The following is a 25,367-nucleotide window of genomic DNA, read 5'->3' as shown; positions in this document are numbered from 1 at the left end:
GTAATCGAACCGAGACGCGTATGTGAGCTCACTGTTGCGACGTCGTCCGCGGGCGTGTCGCGGCGGGTGCAGGCGTGGCAGATGCGATCAGAGCGGCTGAAACTCAGTCCATCAGCACGGTCGCGAAAACGCCGACCTGATCGAAACCGATCCGCGCATAGGTGGCGCGCGCGACCGTGTTGTAGTCGTTGACGTAGAGACTGGCGATGCGACCCGAGGCGACCACCGCTGCGGCCAACGCTGCCGTGCCCGCGGTGCCCAGGCCGTGACCGCGCCAATCCGGGCGCACCCAGACACCCTGGATCTGACCGACACCTGGTGACTGCGAACCGATTTCGGCCTTGAACACCACTTCGCCGCGTTCGAATCGGGCCCAGGCCCGCCCCGCCGCGATCAGCCCCGCAATGCGACGGCGATATCCGCGGCCGCCGTCGCCCAACCGCGGATCGACACCGACCTCACCGATGAACATGTCGATCGCGGCCACCAGATAGGCGTCGAGCTCTTCCATCCGCACGGGCCGCACCGCCGGGTCGATCGGGCACTGCGGCATGGCGGTCAATGCCAGTAACGGCTGCTGCTCGCGCACGTCGCGGGCGGTACCCCACACCGATTCCAAACGCTGCCACATCGGCAACACCAACTGTGCGTGCCCCACCAGCGACGAGCACCGGCGCGGCACACTCATCGCCTTGTCGGAAAACGCCTTGAGGTCATCGAGGCTGCCGCGCAACGGGATCAGATTGGGGCCTGCGTAACAGAGTGATTCGGTGACATGCCGCCGCGTCCACAGCTCGCCGCCGATCGCGCCGGGTTCGACCCCGAACTCGGCGACGCGCGAGGCCACCATGCACGATCCGACCGGATCTTCGTCGAGCACCTGCAGCACGGCGGCGGCATCGCGCGCTACCGATACCCGTCGCTCGTCGACGAGGCGGAAAATTGGCGGAGCCGACATCGGCGATTCTCTCTGCTCAACCCGGGGCGGTGGTGACCCTGCTCACAAGGTCACGTTCAGCTTACGGTCACCACCGGGGAACCGCTCGCATCACCCGAACCCTGTTGCTCGGCAAGTCGCATCGCCTCTTCGATCAGCGTCTCGACGATCTGTGCCTCTGGCACGGTTTTGATGACCTCGCCCTTGACGAAGATCTGGCCCTTGCCGTTGCCGGACGCCACACCCAGGTCGGCCTCGCGCGCCTCGCCGGGGCCGTTGACGACACATCCCATCACGGCCACCCGCAGCGGCACCTCGAGCCCGTCCAGGCCCGCGCTCACCGCGTTGGCCAGCGTGTACACGTCGACCTGCGCTCGCCCGCACGACGGGCACGACACGATCTCCAGGCCGCGCGGCCGCAGGTTGAGCGACTCCAGGATCTGATTGCCGACCTTGACCTCTTCGGCGGGCGGAGCCGACAGCGACACGCGGATGGTGTCGCCGATACCTTCGCTGAGCAGCGCTCCGAACGCCACCGCGCTCTTGATGGTGCCCTGGAATGCCGGGCCCGCCTCGGTGACGCCGAGGTGCAGCGGGTAATCGCATTGCGCCGCCAGCTGGCGGTAGGCCTCCACCATGATCACCGGGTCGTTGTGCTTGACCGAGATCTTGATGTCGCCGTAGCCGTGTTCTTCGAACAACGAGGCTTCCCACAACGCGGATTCGACCAGGGCCTCCGGGGTGGCCTTGCCGTATTTCTTCAGCAACCGCGGGTCGAGTGAGCCTGCGTTGACCCCGATGCGGATCGGGATGCCCGCGTCGCCTGCCGCCTTGGCGACCTCCTTGACCCGGCCGTCGAACTCCTTGATGTTGCCCGGATTGACGCGGACGGCCGCACACCCCGCGTCGATCGCGGCGAAGATGTACTTGGGCTGGAAGTGGATGTCGGCGATCACCGGGATCTGGCTGTGCCGGGCAATCTCGGCGAGCGCGTCGGCGTCCTCTTGCCGGGGGCAGGCCACCCGCACGATGTCGCAGCCCGACGCGGTCAGCTCGGCGATCTGCTGCAGTGTCGAGTTGACGTCATGGGTCTTGGTGGTGCACATGGACTGCACGGCGATCGGGTGATCGCTCCCGACGCCGACGTTGCCCACCATGAGTTGGCGGGTCTTGCGCCGGGGCGCAAGCACGGGCGGTGGCGGGGCGGGCATACCCAAACCGATCGATGTCACGGTGCCTCTCTTACTGGAAGATGCTGAGCGGGTTGACCAGGTCCGCGGTGACGGTCAGCAGCATGTAGCCGACCACGACCGCGAGCACCACGTACGTGGCAGGCATGAGCTTGAGGTAATTGACCGGCCCGGCGGCGACTTTGCCGCGAGCCGAACGGATCATGTTGCGGAGCTTCTCGTAAGTGGCGACGGCGATGTGCCCGCCGTCGAACGGCAGCAGCGGCACCAGGTTCACCGCGCCCAGCACGAAGTTCAGCTGGGCCAGGAAGAACCAGAACGCCACCCAGAGCCCGGCCTCGACGGTCTCACCGCCGATGATGCTCGCGCCGACGACGCTGATGGGGGTTTCGGGATCGCGCTGCCCGCCACCGATGGAGTGCACGAGCGCGCCGACCTTGGTCGGGATCTTCGCCAGCGACTTGCCCAGCTCGACCGAGAGGTCGCCGGTGAAGGTGAACGTCGCGGGAACCGCCGACAGCGCGTTGTACTGCGTGGGGCCGAACTGGGCCGCGCTCACGCCGATGGCTCCGACCTGGGCCGGGGTCGCCTCGCTGGAGCCGTCCTTGGCGATGAAGCGCTGGGTCTGGGCGACGTCGACGGTGGTGGTGATCGGCTTGCCGTCGCGTTCCACGGTGATCTGGGTCGGGCCGGTGGCCTTGCGCACTGCGGCGGCCATCTCGGCGAAGGTCTTCACGTCCTGGTCGCCGACCTTGACCACGGTGTCGCCGGGCTTGATACCCGCCTGCGCGGCTGGGCTGGGGCCGATGCAGGGCCCCTGGTGTCCCTTGCTGACTTCGCTTGTCAGACAGCCGGTTTCACCGACGACGGCACCGGTTGGCGCGTGCAGGTTGGGCAGGCCCCAGACCACCGCGATGCCGTAGATCAGCACCAGTCCGATGATGAAGTTCATGGCGGGCCCGGCGAAGAGCACCGCGACGCGCTTCCACACCTTCTGCCGGTACATCGCGTACGGCCGGTCCTCGGGCGCGATCTCGTCCATCGACGTCATACCGGCGATGTCGCAGAATCCGCCCAGCGGGATGGCCTTGATGCCGTATTCCGTCTCGCCCAGCGCGTTGGGACGCTTGGTCGACCACAGCGTGGGGCCGAAGCCGACGAAGTACCGCCGGACCTTCATCCCGGTGGCCCGCGCGATCCACATGTGGCCGCATTCGTGCAGGGCCACCGAGACCAGGATGGCCAGCGCGAACGCCGCGATACCCAGTGCGAACATCATTTGTTGACGAGACCTCTTCTGGTGGATTCCCGCTCGACGGCCCGCTGCGCCTGCTCCCTGGCCCAGCGTTGTGCGTCGAGTACGTCTTCCACGGTAGCGGGTTCGGCGGCCCACTGGTCGGCAGCGTGCAACACGTCACCGACGGTTTGCACGATCGCCGGGAACCGGATGCGTCCGTCCAGGAACGCCTCGGCCGCCTCTTCGTTTGCCGCGTTGTAGACCGCGGTCAGGCAGCCACCACCTTTGCCCGCGTGCCGCGCGAGGTCCACGGCGGGGAACACCTCGTTGTCCAGCGGCAGGAACTCCCAGGTCGACGCAGTGGTGAAATCGCAGGCGGCTGCCGCGCCGGGTACCCGGGCCGGCCAGCCGAGGGCCAGCGCAATCGGCAGTTTCATGTCCGGCGGGCTGGCCTGGGCCAGGGTGGAGCCGTCGGTGAACGTCGCCATCGAGTGCACGATCGACTGCGGGTGCACCACCACCTCGATGCGGTCGTAGTCGATGCCGAACAGCAGGTGGGTCTCGATGAGTTCCAGGCCCTTGTTGACCAGGGTCGCCGAGTTGAGCGTGTTCATCGGCCCCATCGACCAGGTCGGATGCTTGCCTGCCTGTTCAGGGGTCACGCCGTCGAGGTCGGTCGCCGACCAGCCGAGGAACGGACCGCCCGAGGCGGTGAGCACGATCTTGGCGACCTCCTCGGGGGCGCCGCCACGCAGGCACTGCGCCATCGCCGAGTGTTCGGAGTCGACCGGCACGATCTGGCCCGGCGCGGCCGCCTTGAGCACCAGCGGACCGCCTGCTACCAGCGACTCCTTGTTGGCCAGCGCCAGCCGGGCGCCCGTGGCCAACGCGGCCAGCGTGGGTTTCAGGCCGAGCGCCCCGACCAGTGCGTTGAGGACGACGTCGGCCTCGGTGTTCTCAACGAGGTGGGTGACGGCGTCGGGGCCGCTGTAGGTGACGTCACCGATGTGCGCCGCGGCGGCCGGATCGGCGACAGCGACGCTGGTGACGCCTGTTGCGGCGCGTTGCGCCGCGAGCAACTCGGGGTTACCGCCGCCTGCGGCCAGGCCCACCACTTCGAAGCGGTCGGGGTTGGCGGCGATGACCTCCAGTGCCTGTGTGCCGATAGACCCAGTACTGCCGAGAACCAGCACGCGCAGCCGCGCCGTATTCCCCTGGTCGCTTCGCTCCTGCTCGCCGGATCCCGTCACCGCTACATTGTGCCGCGCCGCAGGTGCCTGCCCCAACCACCGGCTACCGGTTGCGCGCCGACGGGTCGGCAGTCGCGTCGATCTTGAGCACCAGGCCGTCCCGGATTGTCAGTACGACCACCGCGAAGAGCCTGCGGTCGGCGTACGCGAGCAGCACCGGTTCGCCCGCGGGGCCGCCGACAAGCGTGGCGCCGGGTCCGAGGTAGAGCAGCAGGTTGGTGGCAACGGCGTCGCGACCATGGTTGATCTGCTGCGGCGGCGCGGGATCGGCCAGGATGGTGCCCACTCCCCACACGCTGGGGTCGAGCACGGCGCCGAGCGCCAGGACGTCGCCGTTGGCGCAGGCGGCGATGAACTTCTCGAGTACGACGCGGTGCTCGTCGACGGTGATGCCTGCCTCGGCGTAGTCGTCGGCCCGATGGGGTGCGACATCCGCGAACTTGATCCGGGCCCGCCGGGCCAGTTGCCTGCACGTCCCGACCGGCCTGCCGACCGTTTCGGCGATCTCGTCGAACGGCACCGCGAACACGTCGTGCAGCACGAACGCGACCCGCTCCCCCGGGCTGAGCCGGTTGAGAACCTCGAACAACGCCGTGCGCACCTGGTCGTCGAGCGTGGCGCGGTCGGCCGGGTCGGGCTCCGACGATGCGGTCGTCTCGACCGGCCCGGGCTGCTCGAGACGCGCCCGCGCCGAGCGCACCTGGTCCAGGCAGAGTCGTCCGGCAACCACGGTCAGCCAGGCGCGGATGTCGTCGAGCTGCCCGGCGTCTCTGCGCGCCAGCCGCAGAAACGCTTCCTGCGCAACATCTTCGGCCTCACCGATGTCGCCGAGCATCTGGTAGCAGAGGTTGATCAGGTAGGGGCGGTGCTCCCGCCACGCCGCCTCGATCAGTGCATCGTTCATGCCGTTACGACGAAATGCCTGCCCGGAAAGTTACGCCCGCGGCGCTGTAACTTTTCCGGGAACCGCCCCGTCCTTGATCGCATGAACACAACCATTCTCGTCACGGGCGCCACCGGCAACGTCGGGCGTCCACTCGTTTCCGAACTCGTCAGCGCGGGCGCACGGGTACGCGCCGTCAGCAGGCATCCGGCGACCGCGGGCTTTCCCGCGGCGGTCGAGGTGGTGCCGACGGCGGCGGCCGGGCTCGCCGGGGCCGACGCCGTCTTTCTCAATTCCCGCGCGCTGGGCGCCGAGCTCGCCGCGACGGTCGAACAGGCCCGCTCCGCGGGCGTACGTCGGCTGGTCGCACTGTCGGCGATCAATGCCGATGACGACGATGCCCGCCAGCCGTCTCGGGTGCGCGGCGACCGCAACCGCGAATGCGAACACGTGGCGGTGGCGTCGGGCCTGGAATGGGTGAGCCTGCGGCCGACGATCTTCGCGTCCAACTTCGCGGGTATGTGGGCGCCGCAGCTCGCCGCAGGCGATGTGGTGAGCGGGCCCTATGCCGACGCGTCGATCGCCGTGATCGCCGATGCCGACATCGCGGCCGTCGCGGCAACCGCCCTGATCACTGACGACCTTGTCGGGCAACGTATTCCGCTGACCGGGCCGGAAGCGCTGACCAACGCCGAGCTGGTCGTCGCCCTCGGCACGGCGCTGGGCCGGCCGCTGCGCTACCACGAGGTGCCGCCCGCCGCGGTGCGCGATCGGTTCCGCGCGGTCGGCTTCCCGGCCGCGTTCGCCGACGCGTATCTGGCGCTGCTGGCCGAGACCGTCGGCAGGCCGGCTCTGGTCACCCACGAGGTGGACAAGATTCTCGGCCGTCCCGCAACACCTTTCGTCCGCTGGGCCGCGGACAACCGCGACCGGTTCATCTCCGAGTAGAGGAGCGACGATGTCCGAACCCAACCCACCCCGCTGGCTCAAGCCGATGAACAAGGTGATGATGGCGGTGCAACGCCTGGGGATTCCGACCGGGCCTGCCATGGTGCTGACCGTGCCGGGCCGCCGCACCGGACAACCCCGCAGCACTCCGATGACCCCGTTCGACCACGACGGAGACCTGTACACCGTGGCCGGCTATCCGGGGTCGGACTGGGCGGCCAACGCCAGGGCCGCCGGGGCAGGCACCCTCACCCGAGGACGGCGTTCGCGCCGGGTCCGCATCGTCGAGCTCAGCCCCGCAGAGGCCCGCCCGATCTTGCGCACGTTCGCGGTGAAGGTGCCGGTCGGCGTCGGTTTCGCCAAGCGCAGCGGCCTGGTGGTCGACGGCACACCTGACGAATTCGAGGCGCTGGCAGGACGATTGACGGTGTTCCGGTTCGACCCGGACTAGGGGTTGAGCCCGGCAGGCGCGGACGTCGCGCGGCGGATCGAGATGTCACCGGAGCCGGTGCGGGCGTGCACGATCAGGGTTTCATCGCCGGCGGCCGGTCCGTCGGAGGCCGCCAGTCGGTTGTCGACGGCACCGGATCCGGTGGTGAGTTCCAGTCGGGCGGCGGTGCCCTCCGGGATGCCGACCTCGACCTCGCCGCTGCTGGTGTGTGCGTCGAGCGCACCGGCGGCGGCAACGGTGACCGTCACAGATCCCGATGCCGCGCGGACTTTCAGGTTGCCGCGTAACGTCCCGACGCCGAGGTTGCCGCTGGCCGCCTGGAATGTCACGTCGCCCTCGACGTGGTCGATGCGCGCGTCGCCCGACGCTGTCGCGATGCGCGCGTCACCCACCAGCCTGCCGATCGCGATGTCGCCGGATGCGCTGTCCGCCTTGAGGTTTCCGCTCACGGTGTCGACGCGCACGTCGCCGCTGGCGGTGGCGAACCGGCAGTCGGAGTAGCTGCCGTCGGCCTCGGTGTCGGCCGACGCCGAAGATACCTTCAGCCGGGACCCGGCGGGCAGGGCGATGTCGATGCGTACCGCTCCCCCGCGCCCGAGCGACAGGATTCGCCGGCCCGCGCTGACCGTCAGGGCGCCGTCGCGGTAGTCGATGCGTGCCTGTTCGGCGATCCGGACGTCGGAGGGCCGGCTCGGGTCGCGGGGCGCGACCTCGACGATGGTGTCGTCACGGTCTGAGGCACTCACGCGCACGACGCCGGCTACCACCTCGACGTCGGCCGAAATGGGTTCTGGTGTGTGAAATGTGGTCACTTCGATCTCCTATCGGGTTGGATTCAGCGGACCCAGCCGCTGAAAGATTTGCCGCCGCTGCGGGTTCGACCGGCGGATCCACCGAGGCCCGCGCTCGCCGAGCGCACCAGCCACGCGTTCACCGAGATGCCTTCGCCGCGCGCCGCGGCCTCCACGCCGGCGCGCAGGTTCTCGGGAAGCCGCAGGGTCACGCGCCAGGTGCCGCCCGCGTCGTCGTCGGGAATGTCGGCGGCCGAGGGCGCCGTGGGCGTGGCCGACTCGGTGGGTTCGGGGAGTTCGACCGCGAATTCCGGATCCCTGCCGTTGAGTCGGACATGCACGGCTCCGGGCGCGAGGTCGCGGGTGATCTGTTCGGCGGCCTCGGAGAGCGCTTCGAGCAGTGCGAGCCGCAAGGCCGAGTCCAGGGGCGCGGTCAGCCGCTGCGCGAGAGCCTCGGCATCGGCGCCGCCCGCGGCGGCCGCCACGGCCAGTTCGTGCCGGACGGCGTCCACATATGGCTGCAAATCCATGGTGTCATGGTGACATCATTTTGATGTCACCGCAAGTGTCACCGTGGTGCGGGGCGGCTGCCCGGAGCTCCAGACCCATCGGTTCGGGCACCATCGGAGGCATGCCCACCTTGCTGTGGTTCCGGCGGGATCTGCGCCTGTCCGACCACCCCGCCCTGCTGGCAGCCGCGCAAGACGACGGCGAGGTGCTCGCGTGCTACGTGCTCGACCCGCGGCTGATCGCATCGTCGGGAAGCCGTCGCCTGCGCTACCTCTACCGGTCGCTGCACGAGCTGCGGGCACGCCTCGACGGCAAGTTCCTCGTGGTGCACGGCAGGCCCGAGCAGCAGATCCCGCGCCTCGCCCGGGCTGTCGGCGCGGCTGCGGTGCACATCTCGCAGGACTTCTCGCCATTCGGGCGCAGTCGCGACGACGCCGTGCGAACCGCACTCGGCGACGTACCGCTGTGCGCGACGGGTTCGCCCTATCTGGTTGCGCCAGGGCGCATCGGCAAGCAGGACGGGACGCCGTATCAGGTGTTCACGCCGTACTACCGGGCCTGGCGCGACCACGGGTGGCGCGCACCTGCTGCCTCGGGTCCCGATTCGGCGCGGTGGATCGACCCGGCCGGGCTGCCGGGCGCCACCGAGATCCCGGACACCAGCGAGCTTGACGCGCCGGCAGGTGAGCGCGCGGCCATGGCGCAGTGGCGGGCGTTCGTCGGGACGTCGCTGCCCAGCTACGCCACCGACCGCGACCGTCCCGACCTCGACACCACCAGCCGGATGTCGGCCCATCTGAAGTTCGGCACCATCCACCCGCGCACCATGGCGGTCGATCTCGGCGCCGACGCCGATGCATATCTGCGGGAGTTGGCTTTTCGCGACTTCTACGCCACGGTGCTGCATCACTGGCCGGAAAGCGCCTGGCAGAGCTGGAACCGCGGGCTGGCATCGATCGAGGTGGACGACGGCCCCGACGCGCAGCGGATGTTCGACGCCTGGACCGCCGGGGTGACGGGGTTCCCGATCGTCGATGCCGGGATGCGTCAGCTCGCCCGGACCGGCTTCATGCACAACCGGGTCAGGATGATCGCGGCGTCATTTCTGGTCAAAGACCTGCACCTGCCGTGGCAGTGGGGTGCGCGATGGTTTCTCGACCAGCTCACCGACGGCGATGTCGCCAACAATCAGCACGGCTGGCAGTGGGTCGCCGGGTGCGGCACCGACGCCGCGCCGTACTTCCGGGTGTTCAACCCGACCGTGCAGGGCGCGAAGTTCGATCCTGCCGGGGAGTACATCCGGCGGTGGGTGCCCGAGCTCGCCGAGGTCGCCGACGTGCACAAGCTCGGCGCTGCACGCCCGGCGGACTACCCTGACCCGATCGTCGATCACGCCGAGGAGCGACTCGAGGCGCTGCGCCGATACCAGCAGTTGAGATGACCGGTGCCGGTCGACATACGACGCAGTGTCGTATGCCAGAATGTCTGCAGTCCCTGCCCGACTGTGAGGAGCAACCGTGGCCAGCACCGAAGTGGAGCGACACAACGGCGTCGACGTCGAGGACGTCCCGTCTGCGGCATGGGGCTGGTCCAAGGAGAACATCAAGGTCATCCACATCGGTGGCGTGCTCTCCGCGCTCTTCCTGCTGGTGATGATGCGGGGCAACCACGTCGGTCACGTCGAAGACTGGTTCCTCATCGGGTTCGCGGCCCTGATCCTGTTCCTGGTCGGTCGTGACTGGTGGCTGCGCCGCCGCGGCTGGATCCGCTGACCTGAGCGCACCCGCGCGGCTTGCGCCCCGCCGAGCCGTCGTCAACCGATGACGGCCAGGTCGCCGTTGAAGAACCTTGCCTGACGACCACCCACCAGAAGTGTCTCTACCGAGCCGCCGGCCGTGTCCGAATTACCCACTGCCGCAAGAGCATGCGTTTTGAACGCCTGCGCTGCCGCGCTGAGCCGGTACTGCGTGGCACACAGGCCCTGGCCGAATCGACTCGGCGCAGGTGAGCCCCAGAACGCGATGTCGCCGTCACCGCGCCGCATGGACGTCAAGAGCTGCGAGCGCACGTCACCGTCGACGTCGAACAGGTCCGGCGCGACCACCGTCATCACGATCCGCTCATACGTGGTCGAGGGCCATACCCCTGCCCGCTCAACGGCTTTGACGCCGAGGATGCGCAGGGCACGCTCGTCGCGACGGTCCGGCAGCGCGACGGTGACGGCCCAGCCTGCCATTTGCCGGTCGAACAGCCAGCCGCCGACGCTCGCGACGACGTCGGCGGCGTCCTGAGCCACCACGTTCAGTTCGTATCGCAGCGCGCGGGCGACCCGTAGTCGTGATCGTGTTGCGATCGGCATATCGGACAGCGTCATGGCCTCACCGTCATTCGTCACCCTCCGGCTGTGTCGCCCGTCATCCAACAGCGTGACATTTTCCAGTCAATCTGTAAAGCTCCTATCGGTCTGCGCGATCCTCGTCCGAACCGTGTCTGCAAGGAGGTGCCCCAGTGAGTCTTGTGGCCGGACATGGCCCGTTGGGCCGCCAGCCTGCCGGATGGTTCACTCCCCCGCTGCCCGGCCCGGTGGTCTACATCGAGCCGCATCCGCGGCGGATTCAGGCGTTTGTCGGTGGGGACGCCAGAATCGACACCGAACACGCCGTGCTGGTGCACCGCGCGGGACACGCACTGAGTTACGCGTTCCCCCATGAAGAGGTCGTCGGCCTGCCCAGCCACCCGGTTGCCGAAGCTCCCGGATATGTGGCAGTGCCGTGGGATGCCGTCGACGCGTGGTTCGAGGAGGGTCGCCGGTTGGTGCACTATCCGCCCAACCCGTACCACCGCATCGACTGCCTGCAGACCAGCCGTCGGCTCCGGGTGACGGTCGAGCAGACCGTCCTGGTCGACACCGCCGACACCGTGATCCTGTTCGAAACCGCCTTGGCGCCAAGGCTTTACGTCAATCCGGCGCTGGTCCGCATGGACCTGCTGCACCGCAGCCAGAGCATCAGCTATTGCAACTACAAAGGCACCGCCGACTACTGGTCGGTGGCACTCGGCGCGACCGTGATCGCCGACGTTGCCTGGAGTTATTCCGATCCACCGCCAGAGTCCTTGCCCATCAAAGGGTTTCTGAGCTTCGACACCACCAAGGTGCAGGTACTCGCCGAGCTGCCGGGATCGGGCGACGCCACGGCGTGCGGGTGCGAATTCTGACAAACGGAAAGGCAGATATGTGGGCATCGTGACCACCAGTTCCGAGACGGTGTATCGGCAGTGCGCGGAGACCGTGTACGACTTCGTCACCAATCCGGCCAACTGGACCAGAACCTACCCGGGCGAGCCTCGGATCAGCGGCCTGCCATCCGCCCTGCCGTTGCGGGTCGGTGACACCTGGCAGGAGGCTCATCCGAGCGCCGATCGCATCTTCACCTGGCAACTCGGGGTGGCGACCCGCCCGTGGCGTTGGGTCTTCACGTCGGTGGGGCGGCTGGGCGTCGACAGCAACGGCGCCGGCGGGCTGGAAGGTCGGATGACGGTTGAGTACCACTTCACCCGGCCCGGCGAAGATCTGACGTTGTTCACCCGCACCATGACCATCGAGGCCCACCGGCATGCGCCGCTGCCCGACGGTTTCTTCCGGATCGTGAACCCGGCTCACATCGACGCCTACCACGCCGCGGTGGCGCGGGAACTCGCCGCGGACTAGGTGGCGACGGGACCGTCGAAATCGTCCGACAGCGCGGCGGCGAGTTCCAGCATCCGCCGCTGGAACCGCCGTCGGAGCAGGTCGAGGTGGATCTCGGTGCCGCCTGCGATGTGCTTGTCCCAGGGCAGCACGAACACCCGACCGGGAGGCAGGTGCTTCTGGAACTGCGTCACGAGCGCACCGGTGTCGACGTTGGGCCGTCGTGAGCCGACGTGATTGACCACCACGCACGTGCGGTTGAGCAGGTCGCGGTAGCCGTTCTGCCACAGCCAGTCCAGCGTCACCGCGGCTTGGCGGGCTCCGTCGATCGACGCGCTCGCCACGATCACCGCGCCCGAGACCGTGCTCAGTACACCGCGGGCCGCGGGCTGGAACATGTCCGCGGCACAGTCGGCGATCACCAGGTTGTAATGCCGCGACACGATGTCGGTGGCGGCCTTCCAGTCGGCGTCGTTGAAGGCCCGGGACGCAGCGCTGTACTCGAGGCCGGAGAGCACCTCGAGCTTCGACTCGTTCATGCTCGTGAACCCGCGGACGTCGTTGTAGCGCGACAGGTCCGCGGCGGCGAGCAGATCCGACACGGTCGCCGCCGACTGCCGCCCGACGCGGTCGGCCAGGTTGCCGCTGGCAGGGTCGGCATCGATGGCAAGCACCCGATCGCCGCGCACCTTGCTCAACGTGGAACCGAGCGCGACGGCAACGGCCGTCTTCCCGACACCGCCTTTGAGGCCGAACACGCCGATCTGGTACGAGTCCCGGGCGTTACGACGGATGCGGGCATACAGCTCGAGTTCGTAGAGCTCGTCGCGCGAGAGGCCCAGATTCAGCCGGGTGGTGCGGTACAGCAGCCCGCGCCAGCCACGCTGGGAGTGCATCTTGACGGTCGGGCGCACGCCGACGCGCGCGAGATTGTCGACCGCGCGGTGCTCACTCAGGCCGACTCCGCTGGTGGGGCCGGTCCAACCGTCGACCGATTGCAGGCCGTCCTGCAAGGGCCACGGCGGCCGCGGCGGGATCGGCTGAAGCTTGGCGGTGATTTCGGCCTCGGTCGGGTCCGGGGCCACGACAGACAGGGTCGGCGCTTGGATCACCGGCGGGGCTCCCATGGGCGCGTCACCACGCCGGGACCCGCCACCCGTCAGCGGCGTGACAGACCCACCGAACAGGGCATCGGTCTCGCCGTAGGGTGCGGGTTCCTTGGCGTGTTTGGGGTCGCGGGAGTACCCGAGCCGGTCGTTGTCGGCCGACATAGCTACCTCTCAATCGGTCAGGCGGGCTGTCGCGCCAGACGCATCGTCCCACGGCGTAGTTGACACATTATTGTCCAGCCCGTTAACCGAACGCCACCTGGCGACCGGCCTTGGGTTCGAGATCACGACAGCCCGCGCGTCAGTGCGGCGCCCTGCATGGCGTGCAATTGCCTGCTCATTTCCCAGTCCGGCAAAAGCGAATCGAAGCCATGACAGGTGCCGGGAAACACCTCGACCTCCGTCGGTACGCCGGCCGACAGCAAACGTCGTGCATAGTCGAGCGCCTCGTCGCGCAGCGGATCGAGTTCCGAGCAGGTGATGAATGCCGGCGCGAGTCGGTCGAGCGTGGTGGCCCGCGCAGGCACCGCCGCGGCCTGCGCGGGCCGTCCGGCGAGATAGTGCCGCCACATCGCGGCGGCGGCAGACCCGTCGAAGCCGGGAGTATCGCCGAACTCGGTCTTCGAACCGGTCGGCCGGTCGTCGAGTACGGGCTGGTGCAACATCTGGAACGCAATGGGCGGCGCTGTTCCTGCGGCAGACCGTTGAGCCAGCACTGCGGCCAGGGCACCGCCGGCGCTGCTGCCTGCCACCGCGATGCGCGTGGCGTCCACGTCGAGTTGGGTCGCATGCGTGCTGACCCACGCGAGCGCCGCCATGGCGTCGTCGAGTGCGGCCGGGAACGGATGTTCGGGCGCCAGCCGATAGTCCACGGCGAGCACGGTGCAGCGGCCCTGTCGGGCGAGCTCGACGCACTGAACCTGGTCGGTGTCGAGGTTGCCCAGGACGAAACCCCCGGAATGGCAGTAGACGACCGCGGGCGCAGGCGACGGTCCGGCTCGGTAGATGCGCAACGGGAGCGCCCGTCGTCCGACCGAGATGCGGGCACCGGTGATCGCGACGCCCCGCGTGTCCAGCGTTCGTGCAGTGGCGCGCCGCCGCTGATCCAGCGCCGCGCGCACAGCGCCGAGATGCTCGACCGACAGACCGGTGCGGGCCCCGGCGAGGTGATGCAGCGCCGGGTCGAGGCGGCGGAGCCAGGACACGTGACTATCCCTGGGCGCCGACGGACGTGCTGTCCGCGACCGCGGTGGGCCACGCGGTGGGCGGGTCGAAAGTGTAATCAGCAGGCCGGAATCGGCGCGTCATCGTCCAGAACGCCCGAGCGCTGCGGGGCCACTGGGTCACCACCCGTCCGCTGGGTGCACGGAAGTAACTGCTGCATCGGGTCAGCCACACCGTGCCCTGCATCCACCGGTCGATGTCGGCGATGAACCGCGCCGTCGCCGTGGGCGTCACCGCTACGTACGGTTTACGTTTGCGCCGAAGGTATTTCAGTGCTCGCACCACGTAGCGCGCCTGGGCCTCAAGCACGAAGATGACGCTGTTGGAGCCGACGTTGGTGTTGGGCCCGTACAGCATGAAAAAGTTCGGGAAGCCGGGCACAGCCATGCCCAGATACGCGAAGGCGCCGTCCCGCCACGTGTCGCACAGGCGGGTGCCGCGCTCCCCGACCACCTCGATCTGCCCCAGATAGTCGGTGGCCGCGTAACCGGTGGCGCACACCACCACATCGACATCGAGTTCGCGGCCGTCGGCTGTGACCAGCGACCGCGCCTTGAGCGCGCGGGCGGGGCTGGCGACCACCTCTACATTGGGACGCGTCAGGGCGGGGATGAAGTCCGACGAGAACACCAGCCGCTTGCAGCCCAGCGGATGATCGGGGGTCAGCGCGGAGCGTAAGTCCGGCTCGGCGACAACAGTTTCCAGCATCTTGAGCGCGACGTCGCGGAACTCCTTGGTCTTGTCGCTGCCGTGCTCGATGACCGAGATGTTGGCCTCGCTGCGCAGCCACAGCCGGGTCCGGTAGACCTTCTTGGCGAACGGCACATGGGCGAACAGCCAGCGCTCACGGTCGGTATAGGCGCGGTCCGGCTTGGGCAGGATCCACGTCAGTGACCGCTGCACGGAGTACACCTTGGCGGCTACCTTGGCCAGTTCCGGTAGCAGTTGCGCGGCAGTCGATCCGGTACCGAGCACCGCGACCCGCGCCCCGTCCAGCCGTACGCCGTGGTCCCAGCGGGCCGTGTGCATGACCGTGCCGGTGAAGGGTTCTTCTTCGACGAGATTCGGCATCACCGGGCGGGTGAACAACCCGACCGCCGAGATCACGACGTCGAACCGGTACTGCTCGCCGGTCGCGGTCGTCAGCCGCCAGGTGCCGCTGGCGGCGTCCCACTGTGCGGCAGTCACTTCGGTATTGAGTTTCAGGTGTCGGGCCAGCCGGTGGCGCCGTGCGCTGCGCTCGAAGTAGGCCAGGATCTCCGCTTGACCCGACCACAGCCGCGACCAGCCGGCGTTGAGATCGAACGAGTAGGAGTACAGGTGCGATTTCACATCGCACGCCAGCCCCGGGTAGGTGTTGATGCGCCACGTCCCACCGACGCCGTCCTCCCGGTCGAAGATGGTGAAGTTGTCGAAACCTGCTTTCTTCAGCAGGATTCCGAGCGCCAGCCCGCCCGGACCGGCGCCGATGATCCCGATCGACGGCGATGTGGGCATCCGCGTCAGCCGATCTGCAGGCATTGGCCGCCGTCGACGACGAGCTCGGATCCCGTGATGAACGAGGCCTGTTCGGAGAGCAAGAACGCCACGGCGTCGGCGATCTCGGTTGGCTGCCCCAGCCGGCCCAGGGTGGCCCGCCGCGCGAGCCGCGCCTGGGTGGTCTCGTCGAGCATCGGTGTCTGGACCGGGCCCGGGAACACCGCGTTGACCCGGATGCCGTCGGGACCCAGTTCGGCGGCGGCCACCTGGGTGAGCCCGCGCAGCGCCCATTTCGACGAGCCGTACGCCGCGTGGTGCGCAAACGGCCGGATCGCCCCGGTGCTGCAGGTGTTGACGACGGCGCCTCCGCGGGCCCGCCGCAGCGGCTCCAGTGCGGCACGGATGCCCAAGAATGGGCCGAGACAGTTGACCCGCCACGAGTTTTCAAATGCTCCCGGCGTCTCGTCGGCGATCGAGGACCGGTGCAGCACACCGGCGTTGTTGACCAGGGCGCTCAGCGCACCGAACCGGACAATCGTGGCGTCGACCGCCGCCCGCCACTGCTCGGGCGAAGTCACATCCAACTCGACCGCGAGTACCCCGTCACCGAATTCCTCTGTGTTTGACCGTAATTCGTCGAACAACAGGTCAGCTGCGGTCACCCGGTAGCCGTCGGACACCAGCCGGCGCACAATGGCCGCACCCTGTCCGCGGGCGGCACCGGTCACCAGGGCGACCTGGTCAGCTGCTGTGGCGTTCAGTTGTAGCCTCCTCGTTCGGCACTGCGGCCGGTCTCACCGACCGCCTCGTTGAGGTGGTCGGCCGCGCCGCGGCGCAGCGCCTGGGACTCCGAAGCCAGCGTGATCATCCGGAAGCCGTCCTGCGCGAACATGTTTCCGAGCTGCCCTGTCCCGGCGTGGATGCCTGCCACCAGCCCCGCCGCGGTGGCGCTCCGCCGCACCTCGGCGATCGCGGCGCGGACGTCCGGATGCGTCCACGCGTCGGCGGGCCCGAAACCCAGTGAGATGGCCAGGTCGGCGGGCCCGACGTAGAGGCCGGCCAAGCCGGGCACCGCACAGATCTCGTCAAGGGCCTCGAGTCCCCGCGCCGTCTCGATCATCGCGAACACGCTGACCCGGGCTTGCAGTGCGGCCGGATCGTGGCCCAGGCTCGCGCGTAACGGGCCGAAGCTACGCACGCCTGCGGGCGCGTAGCGCGTGGCGGCCACCGCTCGGGCGGCCTGGTCGGGGTTCTCCACCATGGCGACGATCACCGCGTCGGCCCCGGCGTCGAGCACCCGGCCGATCGGGGCGGGCTCGGCCGAGGGTAGCCGCACCGCGGTCGCGATCGGCAGATGCTCGGTGCGGCGCAGCAGCATCGCGACATCGGCGTCGTCGAGATAGCCGTGCTGGACGTCGAATCCGACGTAGTGGTAGCCGGCGGCGGCGAATTCTTCGGGACCGATGATCGTGGGGCCCACGATCCAGCCGCCCCAGATGTGGGTATGTGAGGCCAGTGCGTCGGAGAATCCACTCATGCCGCGATCGCAATCTTGATCCGCCCGGGCACCGGCCTGCAGGCCAACTCGAAGGCGTCCTGCACGCCGTCGATGCCGAACGTGTGGGTGACATAGCCGGGCAGCAGGTCGGGGTGGGCGGCGGCGAATTCCCCGGCCCGCTGGAGCATCCGTCGACGGTCCAGTGTCACACCGGATTTCAGCGTGAGGTTGTTGCGCAACATGGTTCGCATACTGATCGGGTAGCTGTCGTCGTCGGGGACGCCGAAGTAGAACACCGTGCCGCCGAACGCCGCGGCCGTCAGCGCGTGGTTGAGCGTCGCGACCTGATGCCCGACGGCTTCGACGACGACATCGGCCCGGTCTGCGCCGGCGAGGTGGGTGACCCACCGGTCGCTGGTGGCACGCACCGCGGTGTCCACCCCGAACCGCGTGCCGAGCCCGGACCGGTCGACCGGGTCGACACCCGTGACGTCCGCGGCACCGAAAGCCTTTGCCACATAGGAGAACAGCAGGCCTATCGAACCCTGACCGATGACCGCGACATGCCGGCCCGCCAGCTGCGGCAGCTGCTCAACGGCGTAGAGCACGCATGCCAACGGTTGCAGTCCGACTGCCGAGGCTGGACTCAGAGCCGGGTCGTAGGACACCAGGCCGTTGCCGTCGGCGACCACGCGGCCCATGAGCCCGTCGAAACCGGACGCCCAGCCGACCACCCGATCGCCGGGCCGATGCTCGGGATGTCGGCTCGCGAGCACCTCCCCGACAATCTCGTGGACCGGAAAACCGTTGATCCCGGCGACGTTACGGCCGGTGTCGCCCGGCAGTTTGCCCTGGGTGCCGCGGAAGCCGGGCAGGTCGCTGCCGCAGATCCCGGCGGCCAGGAAATCCAGCAGCACCTGCCCCTCGGCGAGCGAATCCGCGGCAGGCTCCTCGATGTCGATGCGTTCGAAGGTGTACGGCGCGACCAAGCGATGACACCACATAGCTAGACCTCCACCGGAATGCTGTTCCAGCCCCATTGGAAGCTCGACGGTGGGCGCGACGCCGCCTGTTCGTCGATGCGATAGTCGGGTACCCGCTTGAGCCATTCCTCGATCATGATCGTGATCTCAAGGCGCGCCATGTGCACACCGAGGCAGAAGTGTTGTCCCCGTCCGAACGACAAGAGCCGCGCGATGGGTCGGTTCCACATGAAGTCATCCGGATGGTCATACTCCCGTTCGTCGCGCGCCGCCGAGGCCAGCAACGTGATGACGCGCTGGCCGGGTTTGATGGTGGTGTCGTGAATGGTGTAGGGACGCCGAACCGTTCGCGCGAACCACTGCGCCGGCGCGCCGTACCGGATGATCTCTTCGCGGGCGATCGGCACGTTGCCGGCGAGATCGGAACGTACGGCTGCCAATTGGTCGGGGTGGCGACGCAGTTGCCAGAGCCCGGTCGCGGTGATCTTCGGCACGGTTTCGGTGCCACCGATGAACACCCCGAGCATCTGCACGGCGGCCTCCATGTCGGTGAGGGCCGAGCCGTCGGGCAATCTGAAGCCGATCAGACTGTCGGCGATCGGCACGCTCCCGTCTGCACCATCGGCACGCCGGCGTTCGACGACCGGGGCCAGATAGGACAGGTAGCCGGGGCGGGCATTGCCGATCTCGACGCCCTCCCCCGGTTGCGCCAAGCTGCCCGCGTTGACCGTGGCCAGCACCTGGGGCGCGAGATCGGCAGGCAATCCGACGAATTCGCACACCATCGCGGCCGCGACGATGCCCCCGTAATCCTGGGTGAGGTCGAACCGGCCACGCGGCAGCAATTCATCGAGGCGCTCGTTGGCCAGGGTGCGGATCCGGTCGGCAAGCTTGGTCACCGAACGTGGCCGGAACGGCGCCGACGTGCACCGCCGCACGTTCTCGTAGATCGGCGAATCGAAGTTGGCGTGAAAAGGCATGGGGTGCAACGGCGGGTCGGCCACCGGACCGTCGTTGTGGTGGGCGAGCACGGTGGCGGCGGGCAGGGTGCCCTCGGACGCGACAAACGTTCCGTCGGTGACGCCCAGCATCGTCCAGATGTCGTCGAATCGCGACAGCGCGTAGGTGTCCCACTTGTCGATGTAGTACGCGGGGTATTCGTCCCGAAGTGTCCGGTAGTACGGCAGCGGGTTGGCCATCACCTCGGGGTCGAACGGGTCGTAGGCGAAGTCCGACTGGGTCATCGCACGCCTACTGCAGGGACGGGGGTGCGGGGGCGACGTTCATCCAGGTGACGATCTCCGCGAACTTCGTCATCGACGCGCACCCGTGGTTGACAGCAACACCCTGCGAGCGTGACACTCTAGGCGTGTTTTGTAAAGGTGGGTGGGAATGACGGTGGAAGCCGGGCTGGTTCGAACCACAGAACTGGCCACCGGATTCTGTTTCGGCGAGGGTCCACGCTGGTTCGAAGGGCTGCTGTGGTTCTCCGACATGCTCGGCGAGGCCGTACACACTGTCACCCTGGGCGGCGCGCTGACGACGCTGCCGCTGCCCGGACATGCGCCCTCCGGCTTGGGTTTTCGGCCCGATGGCACTCTGCTGATCGTGTCCACCGAGCGCAGACAGGTGCTGGCCTACGACGGCGAAAGCGTGGAGCTGCTCGCCGATCTCAGCGCCGTGGCCCCGGCCGCACTCGGCGACATGGTGATCGACGAGCACGGCCGGGCATACGTCGGCTCGCAAGCACGACTCGGGAGCCAACGCAGTGACGGGGACTCTCGCGGCGGCGTCATCGTCCGCGTCGACCCGGACGGCACGGTGCACGTCGTCGCCGATGCGCTCGACTTTCCCAACGGCATGGCCATCACGCCCGACGGGAGCACCCTCATCGTCGCGGAATCCACGGGACGCCGGCTGACCGCGTTCACCATCGACGCCGAGGGCACGCTCAGCGGCCGCCGGGCCTTCGCCGACGGGCTCGACGGGCCGCCGGACGGCATCGCGATCGACGCCGAAGGCGGTGTGTGGACCGCGTTGACGCTCGCGCACGAGTTCCAGCGCATCGTCGAGGGTGGAGTTGTCACCGACCGTGTCGACGTCGGCGAGCGCACTGCCATCGCGTGTGCGCTCGGCGGCCCGGAGGGACGCACCCTGTTCCTGGTCACCACCACCGACGCGTATCCGCAACGGCTGATCGGCACGAAACTGTCCCGTGTCGACGCGCTCGTGGTCGATGTGCCCGCGCCGGGCGATCACCACCACGGGCACCACCACTAACAGGGCCGTCATGTCGGATTCGTACTACGAGCTGATCGACGAGGATCAGCTCGGCGAGAAGTTCCGGGCCACCGACATGGTGCGCGGCACGTGGTCGGCCGCCATCCAACACGCTGCACCGGTATCAGCCCTGCTGGTGCGGGCGCTGGAGCGCTGCGAGCCGCGTGCGGACACGCGGTGCAGCCGGGTGGTGGTCGACCTGATGGGTGGCGTGCCGTCCGAAGGCGATCTCTGGGTGACGGCACAGGTGCAGCGTCCTGGCAGGCAGATCGAGCTGGTAAGCGCCGAGATGCTCGCGCCCGCGCCCGACGGCACGCCGAGAACCGTTGCGCGCGCGAGCAGTTGGCGGATGTTGCAGCTGGACACCACGGTGTTGACGCAGGCGTGTGCCGCGCCACTGCCCCCGGTGGAGCAGGCCCGCCGCCGCGACCTGGCCAAGAATTGGGAGCCCAACTACCTGCACAGCCTGGATTGGCGGTGGCTGACGGTGCCGCAGGCGCCCGGGCCCGGCGAATCGTGGCTCAAGCCCACGGTCGACCTGGTCAAAGGCGAAGCCCTCACACCGCTGCAGCGGCTGTTCACCGTCGCCGACGACGCCAACGGTATCGGTTCCAAGATCGACATCCGCGCGTGGACGTTCCTCAACACCGATCTCGTCGTGCACGTGCACCGGCTACCCGAAGGCGATTGGATCGGCATCAGGGCCGACACCAACTACGGGCCCGACGGCATCGGCACCACGGTGGGCACGCTCTTCGACCAGACCGGCGCCGTGGGCGCCATCCAGCAGGCCGTCCTGGTCCGCCCGCGCCCATCTTCCTAGCGCCCACCTTTCCTAGCGCGAGCAGACGCCAAAGTCCGCGACACGCCGCGTTTCGCGAACTTTGGCGTCTGCTCGGCGGGAAAAAGTGCCCCTATCGGACGTGGGCGGGCACACGCTTGATGCCGTGGACGAAGCTGCTGTAGAGCAGCTCGGGCTCCCCGAATTCGATGGTCTCGATGCGGGTCAGCAACTCGCGGAACAGATTCCGCAGTTCGGTCTTGGCGAGTTGGTTGCCGAGGCAGAAGTGGGGCCCGCCGCCCCCGAAGCCGATCTGCGGATTCGGTGACCGGCTCAGATCGAACCGCTGCGGATCGGTGAACACCGACTCGTCCCGGTTGGCCGAACAGTAGAACAGGCCGACTTTGTCCCCGGCACTGATCGTCTGGCCGGCGATCTCGACATCCTCGGTGGCGAATCGCGCGAACTGCAACACCGGCGTCGACCACCGGACGAACTCCTCGACCGCCAGTCCGATCCGCCCGTCGAAATCCTCTAGCAGCCAATCCTTTTGGTCCGGGTGGGCGGCCAGGGCCATCATGGCGTGGGTCGTGGTCTGCTTCGTGGTGTCGTTGCCTGCCGAGGCGAGCAGGATGAGAAATGCCCCGATCTCCTCGTCTGTGAGCCGGTGACCATCCACTTCGGCGCCCACGATGCTGGTCATCAGGTCGTCACCCGGATTGGCCCGGCGGAACTTCGCCAGCTCGACGCCCGTGGACGAAATGAGCATGATCTCGTTGATGGTGTCCATAGCGCGTTCTTCGATGCTGGAGTACTCGTCATCGCTCATGCTGAACAACTTCTCGGCGGCCTTGGCGAGTGCGGGTTGGTCGGCCGCGGGTACCCCGAGCATGTCCGAGATGGTTCTCATCGGCAGCTGCGCCGAGCAGGCCTCGACGAAGTCCACATCCCCTGCCCCGATCAGGTCGTCGACCACCGCCACGGCATTGCGGTGGATCTGCTCCTCGATCCTGCGTACGTTGCGGGGCGTGAACGCCGAGCTGATCAACCGGCGGTAGGTGGTGTGCTCGGGCGGGTCCATGGTCAGGAAGAACGACGCGAACCGCTGCACGTCGGCGGGCATCGGGTCCAGCGCTACCCCTTGCGCGGAGGTGAACAGTTCGGGGCGCTGGCTCACGAACTGAATGTCGGCGCGGCGGGTCAGCGCCCAGAACCCGGGTTCGGAGATGTCGAAAAGCGTCGAAAGCGGCTGGTGCCAACTCAATCCGTCACTTGCTCGCAACCGGGCGAAGGTGTGGTCACGTTCGGCGAACGGTTGGCTCCAGAAGTCGTGGGACGTGATGTCGAACAGGCTGTATTCGCGTGCCTGCGGCGATCCGGCAACGGTCACGTGCATTCCTTCCGCGGGGCGGCAACGAAATTCAGCGTGACAGTTGTTGGATAATTTGTAAAGCAGCGTGGCTCAGCGCAACATCGGGTCGGCCTCTTGTACTGCCTGTACTTCGGTCATGACGGGTGCGTAGGCGCCGGAGTGGCTGACGGTCAGCGCGCTGGTGATGATGGCGCGGTGCAGGGCGGGTTGTACGTCCGACCAGCTCACCGCGGCCAGGCGTTGGCGTGCGGAGGCTGAGCCGAGCAGACGGGCGTCCATCAGCCCGGAGATCAACCCGGCCATGAAGGAGTCCCCGGCGCCGACGGAGTCCCCCACCTCGACGGTGAGTTGGTCGAGGTGCAGCATGTCGCGGTTGTGGGCCAGCAGCGCGTAGGCGCCCCAGGGTCCGCGGGTGACCACCACCAGCGCCGGCCCGCTGTGGACCCATCTGCGCATGATGTCTTCGACCGGGGTGTTCGGATACAGCCAGGCCAGGTCTTCGTCGCTGGCTTTGACCACATCGGACAGCGCGACCATCTGCTCGACGCGGTCGACGACCGCATCGGGCGATTTCATCAGGGCCGGGCGGATATTGGGGTCGTAGGAGATGGTGCAGTCGGGCTGCATGCGGGTGGCGACATCGACGACCGCCGACCCGCCCGGTTCCAGGGTGACCGCGATGCTGCCGGTGTGCAGATGCCCGAACGACGACAGGTCCGGCAGCGCCGGCACCTCCCAGGTCAGATCGAAATCGTAAGTGGCATGGCCGTGGTCGTCGACGTGGGCGAACGCGACCGGCGTCTTATCCGCCGAGTCGGTGCCCGCCACGATGTCCAAACCGGCGGCCTGGGCCCGGTCGCGCAGCAGGGCTCCGCGGTCATCGGCACCCCAATGCGCGCAGATGCTCGCCGGGTGACCCAGGGTGGCGATCCCGACCGCGACGTTGAGCGGACTACCCCCGACGTGTTCCTCGATGGATCCGGGCCGGATGACGACGTCGATCAACGCCTCCCCGAGACTGAGCACGCGGCCGGTCATCAGTGCCCCTTCGCCGTGAGCGGACCACCGGGTTCACCGGTGAGGCCGAGGGTGGCCTCCATCTCCTCCAGCGGCACGCCCTTGGTTTCGGGCATGACCTTGAGCACCCAGGCCAACTGGCCCAGCATCGCCAGGAAGAAGATGCTGAACGCGACACCCCCGCCGAACGCGCCGATGATCGGCGGGAACGCGAACGAGGTGATCGCGGCGAACACCCAGTGCGTCAGGCTGCCCAGCGACTGGCCGCGACCACGGATGCGGTTGGGGAAGATCTCGGAGATGAACACCCAGATCACCGAGCCCTGCCCGAACGCGTGCGCGGCGATGAACACCATCAACCCGGCCAGCACCAGCACCGAGGACGTGGTGGTGAACGCCCCACCGCGGGCGTCCTCGTAGTAGAACATCACCGCGGCCAAGAACCCCAGTGAGACCAAGTAGCCGATCGAGCCGACAATCATCAGCCGGCGCCGACCGATCTTGTCGATCACGGTCAACGCGGCCATGGTCGCCACCAGATTCATCGCGCCGACGGCCACACTCATCCAGTACGCGGCACTGGTGCTGGCGCCGGCCTGCTGCATGACCCGCGGCGCGTAGTACAGGATCGCGTTGATGCCTGACATCTGATTGAAGAACGCGATCGCGATCGCGAGCAGGATGACTTTGCGGTGTCCGGGGGTGAAGAACGGCACCGACGGCGCGTTCTGCGCGGCCGCCAGGGACGCCCGGATCTCGGCCATTTCGAAGTCGGCCTCCTGCGGGCTGGAGCACAGCCGGTTACACGTGGCGGTGGCCTCCTCCCAGCGGCCCGCCGTCGCGAGCCAGCGTGGCGTTTCGGGCACCGTCGGCAACAGCAGCAGGAACACCACCGCGGGCACCACCATCACGCCGAGCATCCAGCGCCACGCGTGCTCCCCGTCGGCCAGGGCGCGCACCACGGCGTTGGACGCGTAGGCCAAAAGGATGCCCAGCACGATGTTGAACTGCACCAAACCGACCAACCGTCCCCGATGAGCCGCCGGGGCCACCTCGGCGGTGTAGATCGGCGCGCACACACTGGCCGCGCCGACACCGAGACCACCGAGGAACCGGAACGCCATCAACATCTCCACATTGGTCGCCAACGCCGAGCCCAACGCACCCAGCACATAGAAGATTCCGATGGCGTAGAGCACCTTCTTGCGGCCGTACCGGTCAGCGGGACGCCCTGCGGTCAAGGCTCCGACGATCGTGCCGATCAACGCGGTCGTCACTGTGAAGCCCAATTTCGCATCACTGAGCGCGAACACCCGCTGGATCTGCTCCTCCGCGCCGGAGATGACCGCGGTGTCAAACCCGAAAATCAGGCCACCCAACGCAGCGACCACGGCGCTGCGAATCACCAGAGGTTTCATGAAAGCTCAAACTAGAACCCCGCATAGTGCGTTCGCAGGATAATTGCGGAGTCTAGACCAATTTTTCGCATTCACGTGGCAATACGTGTGGTTTCCGTTGTGTTCGGTTGGCTTTCGCCGCGCCAGGACGAATTACGCACGCGCGCAATCATCCCCGACGTTGTTCGACTAAAACGTGTTCGCCTGCGATTGCCTGGGATTGTCTGCGAAAAAATCCCCGCGTGTTGATTTCGCCGACCCCGCACAAATGTCGACTTGCGCCTTTACGATTCAGTGTCCCCACGGAATTGGGCGTGGTGTTGTCGTTCGGAGGAGTTCTGA

At 67.9% G+C, this 25,367-nt stretch carries 26 protein-coding genes; 8 read left to right on the top strand and 18 right to left on the bottom strand.

Going from position 1 to position 25,367, the window contains the following annotated elements; all coding sequences use genetic code 11:
- Positions 1-103 precede the first annotated feature (103 nt).
- From A5784_RS07490 to sigI, 5 genes are read right to left on the bottom strand one after another with little or no spacing between them, the layout of a single operon-like run.
- Positions 104-958, bottom strand: coding sequence for a GNAT family N-acetyltransferase (locus A5784_RS07490; RefSeq protein ID WP_064943828.1), 855 nt, complete (start codon positions 956-958; stop codon positions 104-106).
- Positions 959-1,014: 56 nt separating this feature from the next.
- A complete protein-coding gene (gene ispG / locus A5784_RS07485) occupies positions 1,015-2,148 on the bottom strand; it encodes a flavodoxin-dependent (E)-4-hydroxy-3-methylbut-2-enyl-diphosphate synthase (protein ID WP_036425901.1) in 1,134 nt (377 codons plus the stop codon).
- 31 nt (positions 2,149-2,179) lie between these two features.
- Positions 2,180-3,406 carry a M50 family metallopeptidase gene (locus A5784_RS07480; RefSeq protein WP_064943826.1) on the bottom strand — a complete coding sequence of 409 codons (1,227 nt, stop codon included), beginning with the start codon at positions 3,404-3,406 and terminating at the stop codon, positions 2,180-2,182.
- Positions 3,403-4,614, bottom strand: a complete 1,212-nt coding sequence (gene dxr, locus A5784_RS07475; RefSeq protein WP_064943824.1) for a 1-deoxy-D-xylulose-5-phosphate reductoisomerase — start codon at positions 4,612-4,614, stop codon at positions 3,403-3,405. Before dxr ends, A5784_RS07480 begins: the two co-directional genes overlap by 4 nt.
- A 43-nt stretch (positions 4,615-4,657) precedes the next feature.
- Positions 4,658-5,518: an RNA polymerase sigma factor SigI gene (gene sigI, locus A5784_RS07470; protein ID WP_064943822.1), complete on the bottom strand. Its 861-nt coding sequence runs from the start codon at positions 5,516-5,518 to the stop codon at positions 4,658-4,660.
- A gap of 81 nt (positions 5,519-5,599) precedes the next feature.
- Here sigI and A5784_RS07465 point away from each other — a divergent pair, with 81 nt between their 5' ends.
- Positions 5,600-6,445 (top strand): NmrA family NAD(P)-binding protein, encoded by an 846-nt coding sequence (locus A5784_RS07465; protein WP_064943820.1) that lies wholly within the window; start codon positions 5,600-5,602, stop codon positions 6,443-6,445.
- Between the two features lie 10 nt (positions 6,446-6,455).
- The gene (locus A5784_RS07460; protein ID WP_064943818.1) at positions 6,456-6,896 is read left to right on the top strand and encodes a nitroreductase family deazaflavin-dependent oxidoreductase; all 441 of its coding nucleotides are present in this window, start codon (positions 6,456-6,458) and stop codon (positions 6,894-6,896) included.
- On the opposite strand, the gene A5784_RS07455 is transcribed toward A5784_RS07460, so the two are convergent.
- Both A5784_RS07455 and A5784_RS07450 read right to left on the bottom strand, forming a co-directional pair.
- A complete protein-coding gene (locus A5784_RS07455) occupies positions 6,893-7,708 on the bottom strand; it encodes a DUF4097 family beta strand repeat-containing protein (protein WP_064943815.1) in 816 nt (271 codons plus the stop codon). The two genes, A5784_RS07460 and A5784_RS07455, sit on opposite strands and share 4 nt — an antisense overlap.
- A 23-nt stretch (positions 7,709-7,731) precedes the next feature.
- Positions 7,732-8,217, bottom strand: a complete 486-nt coding sequence (locus A5784_RS07450; RefSeq protein WP_064943813.1) for a hypothetical protein — start codon at positions 8,215-8,217, stop codon at positions 7,732-7,734.
- Positions 8,218-8,318: 101 nt separating this feature from the next.
- On the opposite strand from A5784_RS07450, the gene A5784_RS07445 reads away from it, so the two are divergent.
- Together A5784_RS07445 and A5784_RS07440 are read left to right on the top strand one after the other, a co-directional pair.
- Entirely contained in the window at positions 8,319-9,638 is a 1,320-nt protein-coding gene (locus tag A5784_RS07445) for a cryptochrome/photolyase family protein (RefSeq protein WP_064943811.1), read from the top strand.
- A 76-nt stretch (positions 9,639-9,714) separates the two neighbouring features.
- Complete coding sequence (locus A5784_RS07440) at positions 9,715-9,969, top strand: DUF2631 domain-containing protein (RefSeq protein ID WP_064943809.1); 255 nt, start codon at positions 9,715-9,717, stop codon at positions 9,967-9,969.
- 41 nt (positions 9,970-10,010) lie between these two features.
- On the opposite strand, the gene A5784_RS07435 is transcribed toward A5784_RS07440, so the two are convergent.
- A complete protein-coding gene (locus tag A5784_RS07435) occupies positions 10,011-10,571 on the bottom strand; it encodes a hypothetical protein (RefSeq protein WP_064943807.1) in 561 nt (186 codons plus the stop codon).
- Positions 10,572-10,705: 134 nt separating this feature from the next.
- Between A5784_RS07435 and A5784_RS07430 the strand changes: the two genes are divergently transcribed.
- Both A5784_RS07430 and A5784_RS07425 read left to right on the top strand, forming a co-directional pair.
- Positions 10,706-11,413, top strand: a complete 708-nt coding sequence (locus tag A5784_RS07430) for a DUF427 domain-containing protein (RefSeq protein WP_064943805.1) — start codon at positions 10,706-10,708, stop codon at positions 11,411-11,413.
- 19 nt (positions 11,414-11,432) lie between these two features.
- Positions 11,433-11,906 carry a hypothetical protein gene (locus tag A5784_RS07425; protein WP_064943803.1) on the top strand — a complete coding sequence of 158 codons (474 nt, stop codon included), beginning with the start codon at positions 11,433-11,435 and terminating at the stop codon, positions 11,904-11,906.
- Here A5784_RS07425 and A5784_RS07420 read toward each other — a convergent pair.
- The 7 genes from A5784_RS07420 to A5784_RS07390 all read right to left on the bottom strand — a co-directional run bounded on the left by A5784_RS07420 (position 11,903) and on the right by A5784_RS07390 (position 19,422).
- Positions 11,903-13,156, bottom strand: coding sequence for a MinD/ParA family ATP-binding protein (locus tag A5784_RS07420; protein ID WP_064943801.1), 1,254 nt, complete (start codon positions 13,154-13,156; stop codon positions 11,903-11,905). The two genes, A5784_RS07425 and A5784_RS07420, sit on opposite strands and share 4 nt — an antisense overlap.
- A 122-nt stretch (positions 13,157-13,278) precedes the next feature.
- Positions 13,279-14,199, bottom strand: coding sequence for an alpha/beta hydrolase (locus tag A5784_RS07415; RefSeq protein ID WP_064943799.1), 921 nt, complete (start codon positions 14,197-14,199; stop codon positions 13,279-13,281).
- 4 nt (positions 14,200-14,203) lie between these two features.
- Positions 14,204-15,739 (bottom strand): flavin-containing monooxygenase, encoded by a 1,536-nt coding sequence (locus A5784_RS07410; protein WP_064943797.1) that lies wholly within the window; start codon positions 15,737-15,739, stop codon positions 14,204-14,206.
- Positions 15,721-16,425, bottom strand: coding sequence for an SDR family NAD(P)-dependent oxidoreductase (locus A5784_RS07405; RefSeq protein WP_232005968.1), 705 nt, complete (start codon positions 16,423-16,425; stop codon positions 15,721-15,723). The genes A5784_RS07410 and A5784_RS07405 overlap by 19 nt, the downstream gene beginning before the upstream one ends.
- Positions 16,426-16,454: 29 nt before the next feature.
- On the bottom strand, positions 16,455-17,234 hold the full coding sequence (locus A5784_RS07400) for an HpcH/HpaI aldolase family protein (RefSeq protein WP_064943793.1): 780 nt from the start codon (positions 17,232-17,234) through the stop codon (positions 16,455-16,457).
- Positions 17,231-18,199, bottom strand: coding sequence for a zinc-binding dehydrogenase (locus A5784_RS07395; RefSeq protein ID WP_064943791.1), 969 nt, complete (start codon positions 18,197-18,199; stop codon positions 17,231-17,233). Before A5784_RS07395 ends, A5784_RS07400 begins: the two co-directional genes overlap by 4 nt.
- A 2-nt stretch (positions 18,200-18,201) precedes the next feature.
- A complete protein-coding gene (locus A5784_RS07390; RefSeq protein WP_064943789.1) occupies positions 18,202-19,422 on the bottom strand; it encodes a cytochrome P450 in 1,221 nt (406 codons plus the stop codon).
- A gap of 148 nt (positions 19,423-19,570) precedes the next feature.
- Between A5784_RS07390 and A5784_RS07385 the strand changes: the two genes are divergently transcribed.
- On the top strand, positions 19,571-20,458 hold the full coding sequence (locus tag A5784_RS07385; RefSeq protein WP_064943787.1) for an SMP-30/gluconolactonase/LRE family protein: 888 nt from the start codon (positions 19,571-19,573) through the stop codon (positions 20,456-20,458).
- A 10-nt stretch (positions 20,459-20,468) separates the two neighbouring features.
- Positions 20,469-21,281, top strand: coding sequence for a thioesterase family protein (locus tag A5784_RS07380; RefSeq protein ID WP_064943908.1), 813 nt, complete (start codon positions 20,469-20,471; stop codon positions 21,279-21,281).
- 91 nt (positions 21,282-21,372) lie between these two features.
- Here the strand turns inward: A5784_RS07380 and A5784_RS07375 are convergent, their stop codons facing one another.
- From A5784_RS07375 to A5784_RS07365, 3 genes are all read right to left on the bottom strand, one after another.
- Positions 21,373-22,635, bottom strand: a complete 1,263-nt coding sequence (locus A5784_RS07375; RefSeq protein ID WP_064943785.1) for a cytochrome P450 — start codon at positions 22,633-22,635, stop codon at positions 21,373-21,375.
- Positions 22,636-22,701: 66 nt separating this feature from the next.
- Complete coding sequence (locus A5784_RS07370) at positions 22,702-23,649, bottom strand: carbohydrate kinase family protein (RefSeq protein ID WP_064943783.1); 948 nt, start codon at positions 23,647-23,649, stop codon at positions 22,702-22,704.
- Positions 23,649-25,046 (bottom strand): sugar porter family MFS transporter, encoded by a 1,398-nt coding sequence (locus A5784_RS07365; RefSeq protein WP_064943781.1) that lies wholly within the window; start codon positions 25,044-25,046, stop codon positions 23,649-23,651. Before A5784_RS07365 ends, A5784_RS07370 begins: the two co-directional genes overlap by 1 nt.
- Positions 25,047-25,367: the final 321 nt, after the last annotated feature.

This window comes from Mycobacterium sp. 852013-50091_SCH5140682 (assembly GCF_001665685.1).
In the GTDB taxonomy this organism is placed as follows: domain Bacteria; phylum Actinomycetota; class Actinomycetes; order Mycobacteriales; family Mycobacteriaceae; genus Mycobacterium.
The sequence above is the reverse complement of the archived record's forward strand: the minus strand, read 5'-3'. Positions and strand labels throughout refer to the sequence as shown.